The 22,419-nt window shown below is 62.6% G+C and carries 1 protein-coding gene and 2 pseudogenes; all 3 read left to right on the top strand.

Annotated elements, in window-relative coordinates:
- Positions 1-111 precede the first annotated feature (111 nt).
- Positions 112-1,325, top strand: a pseudogene (locus JFV26_RS35160) (condensation domain-containing protein); the annotation flags it as partial.
- Between the two features lie 30 nt (positions 1,326-1,355).
- Positions 1,356-3,194 (top strand): annotated as a pseudogene (locus JFV26_RS35165) (non-ribosomal peptide synthetase); the annotation flags it as partial.
- A 325-nt stretch (positions 3,195-3,519) separates the two neighbouring features.
- Positions 3,520-22,419 carry a non-ribosomal peptide synthetase gene (locus JFV26_RS34585; RefSeq protein ID WP_201197686.1) on the top strand — a complete coding sequence of 6,300 codons (18,900 nt, stop codon included), beginning with the start codon at positions 3,520-3,522 and terminating at the stop codon, positions 22,417-22,419.

Genomic DNA, 22,419 nt, shown 5'->3' on the forward strand with positions numbered 1-22,419 from the left:
TCGGTGGGCAGCACGTTGCCGGAGATGGTGCCGGTGAACCGCGACGAGCCGTTGCCGCTGTCCTTTGCGCAGCAACGCTTGCTGTTTCTGGCGCGGATCGAAGGCGCCAGCGAGGCCTACCATTTGCCGGCCGGCCTGCGCCTGAGCGGCGATCTGGACCGCAACGCACTGCGCCGCGCACTGGACCGGATCGTCGCCCGTCACGAGGCGCTGCGTACGGGTTTCGTGCAGGTTCCGGAGCAGCCAGTGCTGCAACGTATCGCTGCCGAGGATGTCGGTTTTGCCCTGGCGCAGATTGACCTTTCCGGTCATGCCGAGGTGCAGCGCGAACTCAAGACTCTGGTCGCACAGGAAGCGGCCGAACCGTTCGACATCGAGCACGGCCCGTTGATTCGGGGTCGCCTGATCCACTTGGGTGAGCGTGAACATGTGCTGTTGGTGACGATGCATCACATTGTCTCGGATGGTTGGTCGATGGGCGTGCTGACCGGGAGCTGGTTGCGCTGTACGAGGCGTATCGCTGCGGACAGGACGACCCACTGCCGCCGCTGCCGATCCAGTACGCCGACTATGCCGCGTGGCAACGTCGCTGGCTCGTCGGCGAAGTGCTGAAGACCCAGGGCGATTACTGGAAAACCGCACTGGCCGATGCGCCGGCGCTGCTGATGCTGCCCGCCGACCATCCACGGCCCGCTCGGCAGGACTATGCCGGCGCCACGCTGCCGGTGGCGTTCGATCCCGCGCTGACGGCGGACCTCAAGGCGCTGAGTCAGCGTCACGGCACCACGTTGTACATGACGATGCTGGCCGGCTGGGCGGCGGTGCTCGGACGTCTTTCGGGGCAGGACAAGGTTGTCATCGGTTCGCCGGTGGCCAACCGTATGCGTGTCGAGGTCGAAGGGCTGATCGGGTTCTTCGTCAACACCCTGGCCTTGCCGATTGATGTCTCGGGTGAACCGAACATTGAAACGCTGCTGCAACGGGTCAAGGCCCAGACGCTGGGAGCGCAGGCGCATCAGGACTTGCCGTTCGAACAGGTCGTCGAGCTGGTCAAACCGGTGCGCAGCTTGTCCCATAGTGCGGTCTTCCAGGCGATGCTGTCGTGGCAGAACACCGAAAGCGTCGAGCTGGCGTTGGGCGACCTGAAGCTTGAAGGGCTGGGCGCTGCGAGCCGCACGTCGAAGTTCGATGTGTCGCTTGATTTGGGCGAAATCGACGGTCGTATTCAGGGTTCGCTGGAATTTGCCACGGCGTTGTTCGACGCGGCGACGATGCAACGTTACCTCGGTTACCTGGAGCGGATGCTGCGGGCGATGGTGGCGGACACGGGCAGGGCGGTGAGTTCGATTGCGCTGCTGGGCGATGCCGAGCTTCAGCAACTGGTCGGGTTCAATGCCACTGAGGCGGATTATCCGTTGGCGCAGACGATTCACGGGTTGTTTGAAGCGCAGGTTGAGCGCACGCCGGATGCCTTGGCGGTGCTGCATGGCGGGCGGCGCTTGAGTTATCGCGAGCTGAATGTGCAGGCTAACCGGTTGGCGCATTATCTGCGCGGGCAGGGTGTGCGGCCGGATTCGCGGGTGGCGATTTGTGTTGAACGTGGCCTCGATATGGTGGTCGGGTTGTTGGCGATTCTTAAGGCGGGTGGTGGTTACGTGCCGCTGGATCCGGCTTATCCGCTGGACCGGATTGCCTACATGCTGGAGGACAGCGCGCCGGCCGTGGTATTGGCGCACTCGGTAACACTTGGGTTGCTGAGCAACGCGTCGATGCCGGTGATCGACCTGGATAGCGGGCTCTGGCAGGACGAATCTGTCTCCAATCCGCACGTCTCGGACCTGGCGTCGGCGCATTTGGCTTACGTGATCTACACCTCCGGTTCCACTGGTTTACCCAAAGGCGTGATGATCGAACACCGCAACACGGTGAACTTCCTGACCTGGGCGCATCGTTCATTCGATCAGGCCACGTTGGCCAAAACCCTGTTCTCGACTTCGCTGAACTTCGATTTGGCGGTCTACGAGTGCTTCGCGCCACTGACTTGCGGCGCCAGCATCGAGATCGTGACCAATGTGCTGGAACTGCAACAGGGCGAGCACGACATCACCTTAATCAACACCGTACCGTCGGCGCTCAAGGCGTTGCTGGAGTCCGGCGGACTGAGCAAAGGTGTGCACACGGTCAACGTCGCCGGGGAAGCGCTCAAGCGCAGTCTGGTGGAAACGCTGTTCGAACAAACCAGTGTCAAACGCCTGTGCAACCTCTACGGTCCGTCAGAAACCACGACCTACTCAAGCTGGGTGTCGATGGCCCGCGAAGACGGCTTCGCGGCACACATAGGTAAACCCGTCGCCAACACCCAGTTCTACTTGCTGGATGACCACGGACAACCCGTGTCGCTGGGCGTCGCCGGTGAAATCTACATCGGCGGCGCCGGCGTGGCACGGGGTTACCTGAACCGTGACGACCTCACCGCCGAACGCTTCCTCGCCGATCCATTCAGTACGCGACAAAACGCCCGGATGTACAAAACCGGCGACCTCGGCCGCTACCTCCCGGACGGCAACATCGAATACCTCGGCCGCAATGACGACCAGGTAAAAATACGTGGCTTCCGCATCGAACTGGGCGAGATCGAAACCAAACTCGCCTGCCACGACGCCGTGAAAGAAACCGTGGTGCTGGCCCGCGAAGACGTACCCGGCGAGAAACGCCTGGTCGCCTACTACACGTCGCAGACATCGCCGGATACCGGCAGCCTGCGGGCGCACCTGCAAGCGCATTTGCCGGAGTACATGGTGCCGGCGGCCTACGTGCGACTCGACGTGTTGCCGCTGACCCCCAACGGCAAACTCGACCGCAAAGCCCTGGCAGCACCGGACAGCGAGGCCTATGCCACGCGCCTTTACGAGGCACCCGTGGGTGACGTCGAGATCAGGCTGGCCTTGCTCTGGGCCGAGTTGCTGAAGGTCGAACGGGTCGGCCGCCACGATCATTTCTTCGAACTCGGCGGGCATTCACTGTTGGCGGTCAGCCTGATCGAGCGCATGCGCAAGGAGAGCATGGAAGCCGATGTCCGCGTGCTGTTCGGTCAGCCGACGCTGGCGTTGGTCGCTGCGGCCGTGGGGCAGGTGCAACGGGTCGAGGTGCCCCTGAGCAAGATCCCGGCGCTCACGCGCAAACGCAGTATCTGAGTCACCTGCAGTGGCAATCCGATGGCGCTCGCCCATCGGATTGCGCCGATCCTGAGCATCCCGACTGATCCCCTTCAGGGCTTGTCCCTGCTTCCCATGACAGACATCACCCGCCGAATGTTCTAATTTTTTCAACCTGTAAGGGGCGTCATTCCTGCCTCTGACCAGCTATCGATTTTGAACATGACGATGCCTTCACCGCCCTGACCCATACGCCGCCATCGGCCCTTGATACGCAGCCGATTCCCGCGTTCAGGCGTCACGCCGTATCTGAAAACCACATTTTTTGTCGTCAACCACTCCGAATTTAAAAGCAGGTTCTTCGATGCAATTCAGCGATTTGATGGCCGTTCTTTCCAAGCACCCGATCCGTCTGCAACTGGATGACGACAACCTGGTGATCCTGGGTGACGACGAAGGACTGGACAGTGCGCTGTGGGACAGTCTGGCGGTCCACAAGAATGAATTGCTCGACCTGGTGGAAAGAAACGGCGGTGACTGGCTGAGTCCGGCATACCGCATCACCCCGGACATGCTGCCCCTGGCAAGCCTCACGCAGGAAGAGATTGATCGGGTGGTCGACAGCGTGCCCGGCGGCGCCGGCAATGTGCAGGACATCTACCCGCTGGCGCCGCTGCAAGAAGGCATTCTGTACCATCACCTCGCGGCGCAGCGGGGCGATCCCTACGTCTTGCATGCCCTGTTCGGCGCCGAGCAACGGGCACGGCTCGATGACTTCACCCAGGCGCTGCAAGGGGTGATTGATCGCCACGATATCCTGCGCACCGGCGTGGTCTGGGAAGGGCTGGATGAACCGGTGCAAGTGGTTTGGCGCGAAGCAACGCTGACCCTGGAAGAGATCGTCCTCGACCCGGCTGCCGGGAACATCCAGGGGCAGTTGCAGCAACGCTTCGACACCCGGCATCACCGTTTGGATGTGCGGCAGGCGCCGCTGCTGCGGCTGGTCTGCGCGCAAGACCGCGAGAACGACCGTTGGGTGGCAATTCTGTTGTTCCACCACATGGCGCTCGACCATGCGGCGCTGGAGTTGGTGCAGCACGAAATGCAGGCGTTCCTGCTTGGCCAGGCGCACGCCTTGCCCGACGCGGTGCCTTACCGCAATTACGTGGCACAGGTGCGACTGGGCGTCAGCGGCGACGCCCATGAGGCGTTTTTCCGCGAAATGTTGAGCGACATCGATGAGCCGACGCTGCCATTCGGTTTTGCCGAGGTGCCGGAGCGCGAACCGGCTATTGAGGAAGTGAATCTGCCGGTCGCGGCGTCGCTGAGCCGTCGACTGCGGGCTCAGGCCCGGCAGTTGGGCGTGAGCGCCGCGAGCCTGCATCACTTGGCCTGGGCCCGAGTGATCGGTGCTGTGTCGGGCAAGCAGGACGTGGTATTCGGCACCGTGCTGATGGGCCGGATGCAGGGCGGCGACGGTTCCGATCGTGCGTTGGGTATGTTCATCAACACCTTGCCGCTGCGGGTCAATCTGGCCGCGCAGAGCGTGCGCGACGGGGTAAAAGCCACCCATGCCGGCCTGACCGCGTTGCTCGGTCATGAGCATGCTTCGCTGGCATTGGCCCAGCGTTGCAGCGGTGTGCCGGCCCCCACGCCGTTGTTTGGTTCACTGCTCAATTACCGACACAACGGCACGGCGCAGGTCGCGTCGGCTCAAGCACTTGAAGCATGGGCAGGTTTGCAGGCGTTGGGCGGTGCAGAACGCACCAACTATCCGCTGACCTTGTCGGTGGATGACTTGGGCGAAGACTTCAGCCTGAGCGTGCTGGCCTTGTCCGGGATTGGTGCGCAGCGTGTCGGCGACTACATGTCGATGGCGCTTGAAGGGGTGGTCCGGGCCTTGGAGCAAGCACCGGATATGCCGTTGCACCAGCTTGCTATCTTGCCGAGTGCCGAGCGTCAGCAAGTGGTGGTGGATTTCAATGCGACGTCCCGGAGCTATCCGCAGGACAAAACTGTTCATGGGTTGTTTGAGGCTCAGGTTCGGGACTGCCCAGAGGCTACGGCGGTGGTACACGGCGCGCAAAGCCTGACTTATCGGGAACTCAATGCCAGGGCTAACGGCTTGGTTCATCACTTGGTTGGCCTCGGTGTACAACCGGGCGACCGGGTGGCGATTCTGTTGGAGCGTTCGCTTGAATTGCTGATCAGTCAGTTGGCGGTTCTGAAATGTGCGGCGGTTTACGTGCCGCTGGATGCCAGTGCGCCGGTTGAACGCCAGCAGTTTATGGTGCAGGACAGCGGGGCGCAGGTGCTGCTGACGTTGAGTGCATCTGCTGCGCCTGAAGGTGTCCGGCGCGTGGATCTGGATAGCGTGGACTTGGGCTCTGAACTGGCCCATGACCTGAATTTGCTGCAATCCGCCGAGTCGGTCGCCTACCTGATGTACACCTCGGGTTCGACCGGGACACCGAAAGGTGTGTTGGTCCCGCATCGGGCGATCAGCCGATTGGTGATCAACAACGGTTACGCCTCGTTCAACGCGCAGGACCGAGTCGCTTTCGCGTCAAACCCGGCCTTCGACGCCAGCACCCTCGACGTTTGGGCGCCGTTGCTCAATGGCGGTTGCGTGGTGGTGGTTGAACAGGACGTGTTGCTGTCGCAAGAACGCTTTAAAACCCTGCTGCTTGAGCAATCGGTCAGCGTGTTGTGGATGACGGCAGGGCTGTTTCACCAGTACGCCGCTGGTTTGATGGACGTGTTTGGTCAGTTGCGTTATCTGATTGTCGGCGGTGACGTACTTGATCCAGCAGTGATCCGTCGGGTGCTGAAGGACGGTGCGCCGCAGTACCTGCTCAACGGCTACGGCCCGACGGAAGCCACGACTTTCACCGCGACGTTTGAGATCAAGTCAGTCGGCGCGGGCAGCGTCCCTATCGGTCGTCCGATCGGTAATACAAAAGTCTATGTACTCGATGCCTATCAGCAACCCGTACCGCTGGGCGTAGCGGGCGAGCTGTACATCGGCGGCGACGGCGTGGCCAAAGGGTATTTGAACCGGCCCGAGCTGACCGCCGAGAAGTTTGTCGTCGACCCGTTCACTAACGATGCATTGCTCTATCGCACCGGTGACCTCGGCCGGTGGCTGGTGGACGGCAATATTGAGTACCTGGGGCGCAACGACGACCAGGTGAAAATCCGCGGTTTCCGCATCGAACTCGGCGAGATCGAAGCGCGTCTGGGCCAGTGTGCCGGCGTGCAAGACGCCGTGGTGCTGGCGCGGCAGGACGAATCTGGTCCAAGACGTCTGGTCGGTTATGTTATCGCTCAGCCGGACGTCACGCTGTCGGTACAAGACCTGCGGGCCGAACTGGCCGCGTCACTGGCCGAGTACATGGTCCCAAGCGCCTTCGTGGTGCTGGAAACTTTCCCACTGACCACCAACGGCAAACTCGACCGCCGCGCACTGCCAGCTCCGGACGCCGAAGCCTACGCCAGCCGCGGGTACGAAGCACCGCAGGGCGAAGTCGAGGAAACCCTGGCGCAGCTCTGGGCCGAGGTGTTGAAGGTTGACCGAGTGGGTCGCCACGACCATTTCTTCGAACTGGGCGGCCATTCTCTATTGGCGGTCACCCTGATCGAACGGATGCGCCAGGCTGATCTGAGCGCCGACGTCCGCGTCCTGTTCAGCCAGCCAACCCTCGCCGCGCTGGCCGCCGCTGTCGGTAGCGGTAAAGAGATCATCGTCCCGGAAAACCTGATTGCGTTGGACTGCGAACACATCACCCCAGCGATGCTACCGCTGGCGTCACTGACCCAAGACGCCATCGACCGCATCATCGCCACTGTCCCCGGCGGCGCCCGCAACGTCCAGGACATCTACCCGCTGGCGCCGTTGCAGGAAGGCATCCTCTATCACCATTTGGCCGCCGAGCAGGGCGATCCGTACGTCTTGCAATCGCAGTTCGCCTTCGACAACCGCGAGCGCCTTGACGCTTTCACCCAGGCGCTGCAAGTGGTGATTGATCGCCACGACATTCTGCGAACCGGGGTTGTCTGGGATGGGCTGGAATCACCTGCCCAAGTGGTCTGGCGCAAGGCGACATTGCACCTTGAACAGCTCGATCTCGACCCGGCTGCCGGCGATGCGGTGACGCAACTGAGCCAGCGCTTCGACCCGCGGCATCACCGACTGGATGTCAGCCAGGCGCCGATGATGCGCCTGGCCTACGCGCAGGACGACAGCCAGCAACGGCTGGTCGCGACGCTGTTGTTCCACCACATGGCGCTGGACCATACCGCCATGGAAGTGGTGCAGCACGAGATGCAGGCGTACTTGCTGGGCGAGGCCGCTCAACTCACCGACGCGGTGCCGTATCGCAACTATGTAGCGCAGGCACGCCTGGGCGTCAGTCGCGAGGAACACGAAGGGTTTTTCCGCGAGATGCTCGGCGATATCGACGAGCCGACGCTGCCGTTCGGTTTAGAGGATGTGCAGGGCGACGGGCGCGACATTGAAGAACACACCCGGCCCGTCGAGGCGGCGCTTGACCTGCGTCTGCGGGCTCAGGCACGGCAGCTCGGCGTGAGTGCCGCGAGCCTGGTGCACCTGGCCTGGGCGCAAGTGCTGGGCAAGGTGTCGGGCAAACAGGATGTGGTATTCGGCACGGTGTTGATGGGCCGGATGCAGGGCGGCGAGGGCGCCGACCGAGCGCTGGGAATGTTCATCAACACCTTGCCACTGCGAGTCGATGTTGGCACCCAAGGCGTCAAGGCCGGGGTCAAGGCGACCCATGCGCGGCTGACCGCATTGCTGGGGCACGAACACGCATCCCTGGCGTTGGCGCAACGCTGCAGCGGGGTGACGGCGCCGACGCCATTGTTCAGTGCGTTGCTCAACTATCGCCACAGCGCGACCGGCGTTGCTTCGGCGCAAGCGCTGGATGCATGGCGCGGTATTGCGGTTCTGAGTGGCGAAGAAAGGACCAATTACCCGTTGACCTTGAACGTCGATGACCTGGGCAACGGTTTTAACCTGACGGTGCTGGTTGCCCCCAAGATCGGGGCGCAGAGGGTTTGCGCTTATATGCATTCAGCGCTGGAAAATTTGGTATTGGCACTGGAGCAGACGCCTCAGGCGTCGTTGTATCGGTTACCGGTGCTGCCGGTGGCTGAGCGTGAACAGTTGTTGGTGACGTTTAATGCCACGGACGCGGATTACCCGTTGGCGCAGACGATTCACGGGTTGTTTGAGGCTCAGGTGGAAAGCACGCCGGATGCCGTGGCGGTACTGCATGGTGAGCAACGCTTGAGTTATCGCGAGTTGAATGAGAAGGCCAACCGGTTGGCGCATTACCTGCGCGGGCAGGGTGTTCGGCCGGATTCGCGGGTGGCGATTTGTGTTGAACGTGGGCTCGATATGGTGGTCGGGTTGCTGGCGATTCTGAAGGCGGGCGGTGGTTATGTGCCGCTCGATCCGGCTTATCCGCTGGATCGGATTGCCTACATGTTGGAGGACAGCGCACCGGCCGTGGTGTTGGCCCAAGCAACCACTCGGGGTTTGCTGGCCGGGGCTTTGATGCCGGTAATCGATCTCGACTGTGGGCTTTGGCAGGACGAACCCGTCGCCAATCCAGAGATTGCAGACCTGACGTCCTCGCACTTGGCCTACGTGATTTACACCTCGGGTTCGACCGGTTTACCCAAAGGCGTGATGATCGAACACCGCAACACCGTGAATTTCCTGACCTGGGCGCATCGTTCGTTTGACGACGAAACCTTGGCTAAAACCCTGTTCTCGACTTCGCTGAACTTCGATTTGGCAGTCTACGAGTGCTTCGCACCGCTAACCTCAGGCGGCAGCATCGATGTCGTGACTAATGTGCTGGAACTTCAGCAGGGCGAGCACGACGTTACGTTGATCAACACCGTGCCGTCGGCGCTCAAGGCTTTGCTGGAGTCTGGCGGACTGAGCGACAACGTGCACACGGTCAACGTCGCGGGGGAAGCGCTCAAACGCAGTCTCGTCGAAAACCTCTTCGAACAGACCAATGTCAAACGCCTGTGTAACCTCTACGGTCCGTCAGAAACCACCACCTACTCAAGTTGGGTGTCGATGGCCCGCGAAGACGGTTTCGCCGCCCACATCGGCAAACCCGTCGCCAACACCCAGTTCTACTTGCTGGATGACCACGGCCAACCCGTGCCATTGGGCGTCGCAGGCGAAATCTACATCGGCGGCGCCGGCGTGGCTCGCGGTTATCTGAACCGCGATGAGCTGACTGCCGAACGCTTCCTCACCGACCCGTTCAGCACCGCACCCAACGCCCGGATGTACAAAACCGGCGACCTGGGGCGCTACCTCCCGGACGGTAATATTGAATACCTGGGCCGCAACGACGACCAAGTGAAAATCCGCGGTTTCCGCATCGAACTGGGCGAAATCGAAGCCAAACTCGCCCAGCATCAGGACATCAAAGAAACCGCCGTCCTCGCTCGCGAAGACCTCCCCGGAGAAAAACGCCTCGTTGCCTACTACACCGCACCACAACCCCTCGACATCGACGCCCTGGGCCGTCATCTGCAAACCCAACTCCCGGACTACATGATCCCGGCCGCCTACGTGCATCTCGACGCCTTGCCGCTCACCCCCAACGGCAAACTCGACCGTAAAGCACTGCCGGCTCCGGGCCTCGATTCGGTCATCACCCGAAGCTACGAAGCCCCACAAGGTGACGTCGAAATCGCCCTCGCACAGATCTGGCAAGACCTGCTCGGCCTGCCGCACGTCGGCCGTCACGACCACTTCTTCGAACTCGGCGGCCATTCGCTGCTGGCCGTCAGCCTGATCGGGCGGATGCGCCAGCTCGGTTTGTCGGCGGACATCCGCGTCCTGTTCGGCCAGCCCACCCTGGCGGCGCTGGCGGCTGCGGTCGGTGGTGACACTGAAATCGTGGTGCCCACCAACAACATCCTGCTGGGTTGTACCCACATCACCCCGGACATGCTGTCGCTGGTCAAACTCGACCAGCCGGCCATCGACCGCATCGTGGCGACGGTCTCCGGCGGTGCGCGCAACGTGCAGGACATTTACCCATTGGCGCCGCTGCAAGAAGGCATTCTTTATCACCACATTGCCGCAGAACAGGGCGACCCCTATGTACTGAAGGCGACGTTCACCGTCGCTGATCGCGAGCGTCTGGAAGCCTTCGCCCAGGCCCTGCAAGGCGTCATCGATCGCCATGACATCCTGCGCACTTCAGTCGTGTGGCAGGGGCTGGACGAGCCGGTGCAGGTGGTTTGGCGCAAAGCGCAACTGGCCGTCGAGGAAGTCACACTCGACGCCACCGAGGGCGAGATCGCCGACCGCTTGCGCGAGCAATTCGACAGCCTGCATTACCGTCTCGACATGCAACAGGCGCCGTTGATGCGCATCGCGTTCAGCCACGACGCGCCGAACCAGCGCTGGGTCGCCATGCTGTTGTTTCACCACATGGCCCTCGATCACGTGGCCCTGGAAGTGGTGCAACAGGAAATGCAGGCGCACCTGCTCGGTCAGGCCGACGCGTTGGCCGAAGCGGTGCCGTATCGCAATTACGTGGCGCACGCGCAACTGGGCGTCAGCCGCGAGGAACACGAAGGATTTTTCCGCGAAATGCTCGCTGACGTAGACGAGCCAACCTTGCCGTTCGGCCTGCAGGATGTACGCGGCGATGGCAGTGACATAGAAGAAGCGGCGCAGGATATCAGCGCTGACCTGAGTCGCCGTCTGCGGGCGCAAGCACGTCAGTTGGGTGTCAGCGCCGCGAGCCTGCACCATTTGGCCTGGGCCCAGGTGCTGGGCCGGGTGTCGGGGCGTGATGATGTGGTATTCGGCACGGTGTTGATGGGCCGGATGCAGGGCGGCGAAGGTGCCGAACGGGCATTGGGGATGTTCATCAACACCTTGCCGCTGCGCGTGAACCTCGGCGGGTTGGGCGTGCGTGACGGTGTAAAAGCCACCCACGTCCGGTTGACCGGGTTGCTCGGACACGAACATGCCTCGCTGGCATTGGCCCAGCGTTGCAGCGGGGTGGTCGCGCCGTTGCCGTTGTTCAGCGCCTTGCTCAACTATCGGCACAGCGCTGCGCATGTCGCATCGGATGAGGCCCTGAAAGCCTGGGAAGGGATTGAAACCCTCAGCAACGAAGAACGCACCAACTACCCGCTGACGCTGTCGGTGGACGATTTGGGTGAAGGCTTCCGCTTGACGGCGCTGGCCATGCCGCAGATCGGTGCCCAACGTATTTGCGCTTATATGGACACGGCGCTGGCGCATCTGGTCGAGTCGCTGGAGCAAGCGCCGCAGACGCCGCTGCACAGCCTGGCGATCCTGCCGCCCGCCGAGCGCCAGCAACTGCTGGTGGACTTCAACGCGACAACCCGCAGCTATCCGCAGGACAAAACCGTTCATGCGCTGTTCGAAGCGCAGGTTGTGGCTCAACCACAGGCAACGGCGGCCATCCACGATGGGCAACGCCTGACTTACCGCCAACTCAACAATAAAGCCAACCAACTGGCCCGGCACCTGCTGAGCCTCGGTGTTCAACCGGGCGACCGCGTGGCGATCCTGCTGGAGCGTTCGCTGGAGTTGTTGATCAGCCAGTTGGCGATCCTCAAGTGCGCGGCGGTCTACGTGCCGCTGGACATCAGCGCGCCCGCCGAACGCCAGCACTTTATGCTGCAGGACAGCGGGGCGCAGGTGCTGCTGACACTGAGCACGACAACGCTGCCCGAAGACGCACAGCGCGTCGATCTGGACGCGCTGATGCTCGATAGCCTGGTCACCGCTGATCCACAACTGTCGCAGTCGAGCGAGACGCCGGCCTACATCATGTACACCTCGGGCTCGACCGGCACACCGAAAGGCGTGTTGGTCCCGCACCGGGCGATCAACCGATTGGTGATCAACAACGGCTACGCCGAATTCAATGCCCAGGATCGCGTGGCGTTCGCCTCGAACCCGGCGTTCGACGCCAGCACCCTCGACGTCTGGGCGCCGCTGCTCAATGGCGGTTGCGTGGTCGTGGTTGAGCAGGACGTGCTGCTGTCGCAAGAAGGCTTCAAAACGCTGCTGGTTGAGCAATCGGTCAGCGTGTTGTGGATGACGGCGGGGCTATTCCATCAGTACGCCGCCGGTTTGATGAGCGTGTTCGGCCAGTTGCGCTACCTGATCGTCGGCGGCGATGTGCTGGATCCGGCAGTGATTCGCCGGGTGCTGAAAGAAGGCGCGCCGCAGCATTTGCTCAACGGTTACGGCCCGACGGAAGCGACCACGTTCTCGGCAACCTATGAAATCAAAACGGCAGGCGACGGCAGCATCCCGATTGGTCGCCCGATCGCCAATACCCGGCTCTACCTGTTGGATCAACAGGGACACCCGGTGCCCATCGGTGTGGCGGGGGAGTTGTACATTGGTGGCGACGGCCTGGCCAAAGGGTATTTGAACCGGCCTGAATTGACAGCCGAGAAGTTTGTCGTAGACCCATTCAGTGAAGATGCTGTGCTCTATCGAACCGGCGACCTCGGTCGTTGGTTGGCGGACGGCAACATCGAATACCTCGGTCGCAACGACGACCAGGTGAAAATCCGTGGTTTCCGCATCGAACTCGGCGAGATCGAGGCGCATTTGGGTCAATGCGCGGGCGTGCAAGACGCCGTGGTACTGGCGCGTCAGGACGAATCCGGGCCGAAACGCCTGGTCGGTTATGTCATCGCCCAGCCGGACGTCACCTTGTCAGCCCAGGATCTGCGCGCCGAACTGGCCGCTTCACTGGTCGAATACATGGTCCCGAGTGCCTTTGTGGTGCTGGAAACTTTCCCGCTGACCGCCAACGGCAAGCTCGACCGTCGGGCGCTGCCAGCCCCGGACGCCGAGGCCTACGCCAGCCGCGAGTACGAAGCGCCGCAGGGCGAAATCGAAGAAACCCTGGCGCAGCTCTGGGCCGAGGTGCTCAAAGTCGAGCGTGTCGGCCGCCATGACCACTTTTTCGAACTGGGCGGCCATTCACTGCTGGCCGTCACCCTGATCGAACGGATGCGCCAGGCCGATTTAAGCGCGGACGTGCGCGTCCTGTTCAGCCAACCGACCCTGGCCGCACTGGCCGCCGCGGTCGGTAGCGGCAAAGAGATCATTGTCCCGGAAAACCTGATTCCGGACCATTGCCAACACATCACCCCAGCCATGCTGCCACTGGCGGCACTGACCCAGGACACCCTCGACCGGATCATCGCTACCGTTTCTGGCGGCGCCCGCAACGTGCAGGATATCTACCCGCTGGCGCCGTTGCAGGAAGGCATCCTCTATCACCATTTGGCCGCCGAGCAGGGCGACCCGTACGTGCTGCAAACCCAGTTCGCCTTCGACAGCCGCGAACGCCTCGACGGGTTCGTCCAGGCCTTGCAGGTGGTGATCGGTCGCCACGACATTTTGCGCACCTGCGTAGTGTGGGAAGGACTCGACGAGCCCATTCAAGTGGTCTGGCGCGAGGTGTTGCTGGAGCCGGAACACATCGAACTCGACCCCGCCGCCGGTGATATCGCCACGCAGATGGGCACCCGTTTCGACGCGCGGCATTACCGCCTCGACCTGCGCCACGCACCGTTGTTGCACCTGGCTTATGCCCACGACGCGGCGCAAAACCGTTGGGTCGCGACGCTGTTGTTCCACCACATGGCACTCGACCACACCGCGCTGGAGGTGATGCAGCACGAAATGCAACTGCACCTGCTGGGCCGGAATGAGCAGTTGGGCGAAGCGATGCCGTACCGCAACTATGTGGCGCAGGCACGCCTCGGTTTGAGTGCCGACGATCACGAGGCATTTTTCCGTGAAATGCTCAGTGATGTCGACGAACCGACCCTGCCATTCGGCCTGCAAGATGTGCAGGGCGACGGGCATGGCATCGATGAGACCCGACAACCTGTGGATCTCGCACTGTCCAAGCGCCTGCGGGCTCAGGCGCGTCAGTTGGGTGTGAGCGCCGCCAGCCTGGTGCATTTGGCCTGGGCGCAGGTGCTGGGCAAGGTTTCCGGCAAACAGGACGTGGTCTTTGGCACGGTGCTGCTGGGTCGCCTGCAGGCCGGCGAGGGTGCCGACCGCGCCTTGGGCATGTTCATCAACACTTTGCCGTTGCGCGTGGATGTCGGCACCCAAGGCGTGCGGGCCGGTGTCAAAGCCACCCATGCGCGACTCACGGCGTTGCTGGGTCACGAACATGCGTCCCTGGCGCTGGCGCAACGTTGCAGCGGTGTTACCGCACCGACGCCGTTGTTCAGCGCCTTGCTCAACTACCGGCACAGCGCCGGGGAAGTCACCGAGGAGGCAGTGTCCGCGTGGCAGGGCATCCAGGCGCTGGGTGGTGACGAGCGGACGAATTACCCGTTGACCCTGAACGTGGACGACTTGGGCGAAGGTTTTCACCTCACCGCACTGGTCGCGTCGACCATCGGCGCCGAGCGTATCTGCGCCTACATGCAAGTGGCGCTGGGCAACCTGGTCGCGGCCCTGGAAACCGCACCGCAGACCCCGCTGTACGCGGTCACGATCCTGCCGCCGGCCGAGCGTCAGCAGTTGCTTGAGACCTGGAATAGCACCGAGGCGGTGTACACCCATGACGAACTGATTCACCAACAAGTCGAAGCCCGGGCCACGGCACAACCTGATGCCGTGGCTGTGGTCTTTGAAGACCTGACACTGACCTACAGTGAACTCAACGCCCGTGCCAACCAGATCGCCCATCGTTTGCTGGCACTGGGCGTGCGCCCGGATGATCGGGTGGCGATCTGCGTCGAGCGCAGTCTTGAAATGATCGTCGGCCTGCTGGGCATCCTGAAATCCGGCGCCGGTTATGTGCCGCTGGACCCGGCGTATCCGGCCGAGCGCATTGCCTACATGCTCTACGACAGCCAGCCGGTCGCGCTGGTGACTCAACTGCCGTTGCGCGACAACCTGCCACAAATGGCGCTGCCGACCGTGCTGCTCGACCTGATCGAAGCCAGCCATGAAGCCCCGCCGGCGCAGCACAACCCTGATGTGCCGGACCTGACGTCAGCGCATTTGGCCTACGTGATCTACACCTCCGGTTCGACCGGGCTGCCGAAAGGCGTGATGGTCGAACACCGTAACGTCGCTCGGCTATTCTCGGCGACCCAGCCCTGGTTCGATTTCAACCCGCAAGACGTCTGGGCCTTGTTCCATTCCTTCGCTTTCGACTTCTCGGTCTGGGAAATCTGGGGCGCACTGACTCACGGTGGCCAGTTGCTGGTGGTGCCGCAACTGGTCAGCCGCTCACCGCAATACTGCTTCGCACTGCTGTGCAAGGCCGGGGTGACCATTCTCAACCAGACGCCGAGCGCCTTCCGCCAGTTGATTGCGGCCCAGGGGGACAGCGACCTGAACCATAGCCTGCGTCAGGTGATTTTCGGCGGTGAAACGCTGGAAACCGGGATTCTCAAACCCTGGTATGCCCGCGAAGCCAATGCGCAAACGCAGCTGGTCAACATGTACGGCATCACCGAAACCACGGTGCACGTGACCTACCGTGCACTGGTTGCCGCCGATGCAGAATTGGTCGGCGTCAGCCCGATTGGCGGACGCATTCCCGATTTGCAACTGTACGTGCTGGATGCCCAGCGCGAGCCAGTGCCGGTGGGTGTAATCGGTGAGATGTACGTCGGCGGCGCCGGTGTCGCGCGGGGTTACTTGAACCGCGAAGAACTGACCGCCGAGCGCTTCCTGAACAATCCATTCAGCGGTGACTCGAGTTCGCGGTTGTACCGTACCGGTGACCTCGGTCGCTGGCTGGCGGACGGCAGCATTGAATACCTGGGCCGCAATGATGACCAGGTGAAGATCCGCGGTTTCCGTATCGAGCTGGGGGAAATCCAGGCCAAACTGGCCGCGTGCAGCGGTGTGCGGGAAGCCGTGGTGGTGGCCAGTCAGGACACCGGTGACAAACGCCTGGTGGCCTATGTGATTGCCAAAGAAGGCGAGCAATTGTCTGCCGCAGAACTGCGCGCCGAGCTGTCGGGTTCGCTGGCGGAGTACATGGTCCCCAGCGCCTTCGTGACGCTGACCTCGTTCCCGCTGACCACCAACGGCAAACTGGATCGACGGGCGCTACCGGTGCCGGACCAGTCATCCGTGGTCAGCCGCGAATATGAACCGCCGCAAGGTGAGGTCGAGACGGCGATTGCACAGATTTGGCAAGATTTGCTGCAACTGGAGCAGGTCGGTCGCCACGATCATTTCTTTGAGTTGGGCGGGCACTCGCTGCTGGCCGTGAAGCTGATCGAACGCATGCGCCAGGTCAACCTGGCCGCCGATGTCCGCGTCTTGTTCGGTCAGCCGACATTGGTGGCACTGGCCGCAGCGGTGGGCGGTGGTCGCGAAATCGTGGTGCCGGTCAACGGCATCCCGCAAGGCTGCAGGCGAATCACCCCGGACATGTTGCCGCTGGCCACGTTGAGCCAGGACGAGATCGATCATGTGGTGGCGATGGTCCCCGGTGGCGTGGCCAATGTGCAGGACATCTACGCCTTGGCACCGCTACAGGAAGGGATTTTGTATCACCACCTCGCGGCGGAGAAAGGCGACCCTTACTTGCAATACGCAATGTTCTCGTTCGACAGCCGCGCCCGCCTGGAAGTGTTCGCCAAGGCGCTGCAGGGCGTGGTGTCGCGCCACGATATTCTGCGTACTGGCGTTGCCTGGGAAAACCTCGATGAGCCGGTACAAGTGGTCTGGCGTGAGGCGCAACTGGGCCTGGATGAGATTGTGCTGGACCCGGCAGCGGGCGATATCGTCCAGCAATTGCGCGAACGCCTCGATCCACGGCATTTGCGCCTTGACATTCGCCAGGCGCCGATGATGCGGATCGGCTATGCCGAAGACGCGGCAAACCAGCGCTGGGTCGGCATGTTGCTGTTCCACCACATGGTCGACGACGCGACGTCCCTGGGCGTGCTCACCGCCGAAATCGAAGCGCACATGCTCGGTCAGGCGCAGCAGTTGGCGGCCTCGGTGCCGTATCGCAACTACGTGGCACAGGCTCGGCTCGGCGTGAGCCGCGAGGAACACGAAGTATTCTTCCGCGATATGCTGGGCGATGTGGCCGAACCGACGCTGCCTTTCGGCTTGCAGAATGTGCAAGGCGATGGCCACGACATCGAGGAAGTCCGCCAGGTCGTGGACGCCAGCCTCAGCAAGCGTCTGCGGGCCCAGGCTCGTCAGCTCGGGGTGAGCGCGGCCAGTGTCTGTCACTTGGCCTGGGCGCAGGTGCTGGGCCGGGTGTCGGGTAAGGACGATGTGGTTTTCGGCACCGTGCTGTTGGGACGGATGCAGGGCGGCGAAGGGGCTGATCGTGCGCTGGGCATGTTCATCAACACCTTGCCGCTGCGCGTGAGTGTCGGGGTACAAGGTGTGCGCGCCGGGGTCAAGGCGACCCACGCGCAGTTGACCGCGTTGCTCGGCCACGAACATGCCTCGCTGGTACTGGCGCAGCGCTGCAGCGGTGTGACCGCGCCGACGCCGCTGTTCAGTGCACTGCTCAATTACCGGCATCTGGGGACACAAACCGTGTCCAGTGAAGCCATCGCCGCGTGGGAAGGCATCCAGGCGCTGGACGGTGAAGAACGCACCAACTACCCGCTGACGCTGTCGGTGGATGACTTGGGTGAAGGCTTCAACCTGACCGTCATGGCCCAGGCGCCGATTGGTGCCGAGCGTGTTTGCGGCTACATGCAGTGTGTCCTGGAAAACCTCGTAGAGGCGCTGGAACAGGCCCCGCAAGCAGCGTTGCACGGGTTGAAAATCCTGCCAGCGGCCGAGCGCCTGCAGTTGCTCGATACCTGGAATCGCACCGACAGCACCTACGCCGATGACGCGCTGATCCACGGTCAGTTCGAAGCCCAGGCAGCGGCGCAGCCTGACGCCGTGGCCGTGGTGTATGAAGACCTGACCCTGACCTATGGCGAACTCAACGCCCGGGCGAATCAGCTCGCTCATCAACTGTTGGCCTTGGGCATTCGCCCGGATGACCGGGTGGCGATCTGCGTCGAACGCGGTCTTGAAATGATCGTCGGCCTGCTGGGCATCCTCAAGTCCGGCGCCGGCTATGTGCCGCTGGACCCGGCGTATCCGGCAGAACGCATCGCCTACATGCTGCACGACAGCGCCCCGGTGGCGGTGTTGGCGCAATCCGCGACTCAGCGGCTGCTGGCCCACGTTTCGCTGCCGGTCATTGAACTTGATGGTGGCAGCTGGCAGGACCAATCGATCGCCAACCCGCAAGTCCCTGGCCTTTGCTCCAACCATCTGGCCTACGTGATCTACACCTCGGGCTCGACCGGTCTGCCGAAAGGCGTGATGGTCGAACACCGCAACGTTGCGCGGCTGTTCTCGGCTACTCAGCCCTGGTTCGACTTCGGCCCGAAAGATGTTTGGGCGCTGTTCCATTCCTTCGCGTTCGACTTCTCGGTCTGGGAAATCTGGGGCGCGCTGACCCATGGCGGCCGTTTGCTGGTGGTGCCGCAACTGGTCAGCCGGTCGCCGGCAGACTGCTACGCGCTGCTGTGTCAGGCTGGCGTCACGGTGTTGAACCAGACGCCGAGTGCCTTCCGCCAGTTGATTGCCGCTCAGGGCGAAAGCGACTTGAGCCACCGCCTACGGCAGGTGATTTTTGGTGGGGAAGCGCTGGACACCGGCATCCTGAAACCGTGGTATGCCCGGGCGATAAATGCCCAGGCACAACTGGTCAATATGTACGGCATCACCGAAACCACGGTGCACGTGACCTACCGTGCACTGGACGCGGCTGATGCAGAATTGGTCGGTGTCAGCCCGATTGGCCGGCGCATTCCCGACCTGCAACTGTATGTACTGGATGCCCGGCGCGAGCCGGTGCCGGTGGGGGTGATCGGTGAAATGTACGTCGGCGGCGCCGGTGTGGCGCGGGGTTACTTGAATCGTCCCGAACTGAACAGCGAGCGCTTTATCGCGGACACCTTTAGCGGCCACGTCGGCGCGCGGTTGTACCGCACCGGTGACCTCGGTCGGCGGCTGGCAGACGGCAGCATTGAATACCTGGGACGCAATGACGATCAGGTGAAGATTCGCGGTTTCCGCATTGAACTGGGTGAAATCGAAGCGAAACTGGCGGCTTGCAACGCCGTGCGCGAAGCCGTGGTCATCGCCCGTGAAGACGAACCGGGCGACAAGCGCCTGGTGGCCTATGTAATCGCCGAGGAGGGCGTTCAGTTGTCCGCCGCTGAGTTGCGCACGCAGTTACTGGACTCGCTGGCGGAATACATGGTGCCGAGCGCGTTTGTGACACTGGCGGCGTTCCCGCTGACCACCAACGGCAAACTGGATCACAAGGCGTTGCCGGCGCCGGATTCGGCGGCCTACGCCAGCCGCGAATATGAAGCACCCCAAGGCGAGGTCGAGACGACCATTGCCGGGATTTGGCAAGAGCTGCTGAACATCGAGCAGATCGGCCGGCATGACAATTTCTTTGAACTGGGCGGCCATTCGCTGTTGGCCGTGAAGCTGATCGAACGGATGCGTCAGGTCGACCTGGCCGCCGATGTCCGCGTGCTGTTTGGCCAACCGACCCTGGCAGCGTTGGCCGCCGCCGTCGGTGAGCAACATGACCTGGTGGTACCGCCGAATCGGATAGCCCTGGATTGCCAGCGGATCACGCCGGACCTGTTGCCGTTGGTCGACCTCGATCAGCCGGCCATCGACCGTATCGTCACCACCGTGCCGGGCGGCGTGGCCAACGTGCAGGATATCTATGCGCTGGCGCCGTTGCAGGAAGGCATTCTTTATCACCACTTGGCCGCAAGCCAAGGTGACCCGTACGTGCTGCAAGTGCTGTTCGGCTTTGACAACCGAGAACGGCTCGACGCGTTTGCCCAGGCCTTGCAGAGCGTGGTTGCGCGTAACGACATTCTGCGCACCAGCATGGTCTGGCAAGGGCTGGAGGCGCCGGTGCAAGTGGTGTGGCGCAACGCGCAGATGGCGCTCGAGGAAGTCGCGACCGATCCTGCGGCGGGGGATGTCGTGCAGCAACTGCACAGCCGTTTCGATCCACGGCATTACCGTCTGGACATCGCTCAGGCACCGCTGATGCGGTTGGCCTTTGCCCAAGACCCGGCCAATCAGCGTTGGGTCGGCATACTGCTGTTCCACCACATGGTGCTGGATCACACGGCCCTTGAGGTGGTAGTCCATGAAATGCAGGCCAGCCTGATCGGTCAGGTGGACCGGCTCGCGGCCGCCGTGCCGTACCGCAACCACGTGGCACAGGCGCGTCTGGGCGTCAGTCGCGAGCAACATGAGGTGTTCTTCCGCGAAATGCTCGGCGATATCGACGAGCCGACGCTGCCCTTCGGTTTGCAGGATGTGCAGGGCGACGGCAGTGGGATCGAAGAACAACATCAATTGGTCGATGCGGTGCTGGGCCAGCGTCTGCGGGTGCAGGCCCGTCAGCTCGGCGTCAGTGCGGCCAGCCTGGTTCACCTGGCCTGGGCGCAGGTCGTCGGTCGGGTGTCAGGGCGTGAAGAAGTGGTGTTCGGCACCGTACTGATGGGTCGGATGCAGGGCGGCGAGGGCGCTGACCGTGCACTGGGCATGTTCATCAACACGCTCCCGCTGCGCATCAGCGTCGGAGCGCAAAGTGTGCGCGCTGGGGTCAAGGCTACCCATGCGCAGCTCTCGGCCTTGCTGGGGCACGAACATGCCTCGCTGTCCCTGGCGCAACGTTGTAGTGGCGTGCCGAACTCGCTGCCGCTGTTCAGCACGCTGCTGAACTACCGACACAGTGCGGCTGATGCGGTGTCCGAACAGGCGGTTTCGGCCTGGCACGGGATTCAGACGCTGAGCATGGAAGAACGAACCAACTACCCGTTGTGCCTGAATGTGGACGACCTCGGCGAGGGCTTCATGCTCACCGCGCAAGCGGTGGTCGAGGTCGGTGCGCAGCGTGTTTGCGATTACATGCACCGGGCGCTGGAAACCCTGGTGGAGGCGTTGGAGCAGACGCCGGATGCGCCGTTGCGCGGGTTGTCGATATTGCCGGCGGCGGAACGTGAGCAAGTGCTGGTGACGTTCAACGCCACGGAAGCGCAATACCCGCTGGAACAGACGATTCATGGGCTGTTTGAGGCGCAGGTTGAGCGTACGCCGGAGGCCGTGGCGGTGCTGCATGGCGAGCAGCGTTTGAGTTATCGTGAATTGAATGCCAAAGCCAACCAACTGGCGCATTACCTGCGCGGGCAGGGCGTGCGGCCGGATTCTCGGGTGGCGATTTGCGTTGAGCGTGGGCTCGATATGGTGGTGGGGCTGCTGGCGATTTTGAAGGCGGGTGGCGGTTATGTGCCGCTGGATCCGGCTTATCCGTTGGATCGGATTGCCTACATGTTGGAAGACAGCGCCCCGGCTGTAATCCTGGCCCACGCGGCGACTCGGGGTTTGCTGGTCGAAGCTTCAATGCCGATTACCGACCTTGACAGCGGGCTCTGGCAGGACGAATCCGTCTCTAATCCACACATCTCAGACCTGACGTCTTCGCACCTGGCCTACGTGATCTACACCTCGGGGTCGACCGGTCTGCCCAAGGGCGTGATGAACGAGCACGGCGCCGTGGTCAACCGCTTGCTGTGGATGCAGGACGAATACCAATTAACGCCGGCTGACGCCGTGCTGCAAAAGACCCCGTTCAGCTTCGACGTCTCGGTCTGGGAGTTTTTCTGGCCATTGTTCTGCGGTGCGCGGCTGGTGATGGCGCGTCCGGGGGGGCATCGCGAGCCGGCGTACCTGCGGGAGGTGATTGAAGCCAAAGGCATCACCACGATGCACTTTGTGCCGTCGATGCTGGACGTGTTCCTGGCCCATGGCGATGTCAGCGAGTGCAAGGGCCTGCTGCGGGTCATGTGCAGCGGCGAGGCGCTACCGGGGCATCTGGTGCGGCGCTTCAAGGCGCAACTGCCGGGCACCGCACTGCACAACTTATACGGCCCGACCGAAGCGGCCGTGGACGTCACGGCCTGGGATTGCGCAGGTTCGGAAACGCCGGACAGCACGCCGATTGGCAAGCCGGTCGCCAACACCCGCATCTACCTGCTGGACAGCGCTCAGCAACCGGTGCCGCTGGGCGTGGCGGGGGAGATTTACATCGGCGGCGTGCAAGTCGCCCGGGTTATCTGCACCGTCCTGAACTGA

The organism is Pseudomonas sp. TH31 (assembly GCF_016650815.1).
Taxonomy (GTDB): domain Bacteria; phylum Pseudomonadota; class Gammaproteobacteria; order Pseudomonadales; family Pseudomonadaceae; genus Aquipseudomonas.

Excerpts from the sequence above, each read along its gene's own strand:
- JFV26_RS34585 (WP_201197686.1), top strand. The coding sequence starts at position 3,520 with ATGCAATTCAGCGATTTGATGGCCGTTCTTTCCAAGCACCCGATCCGT.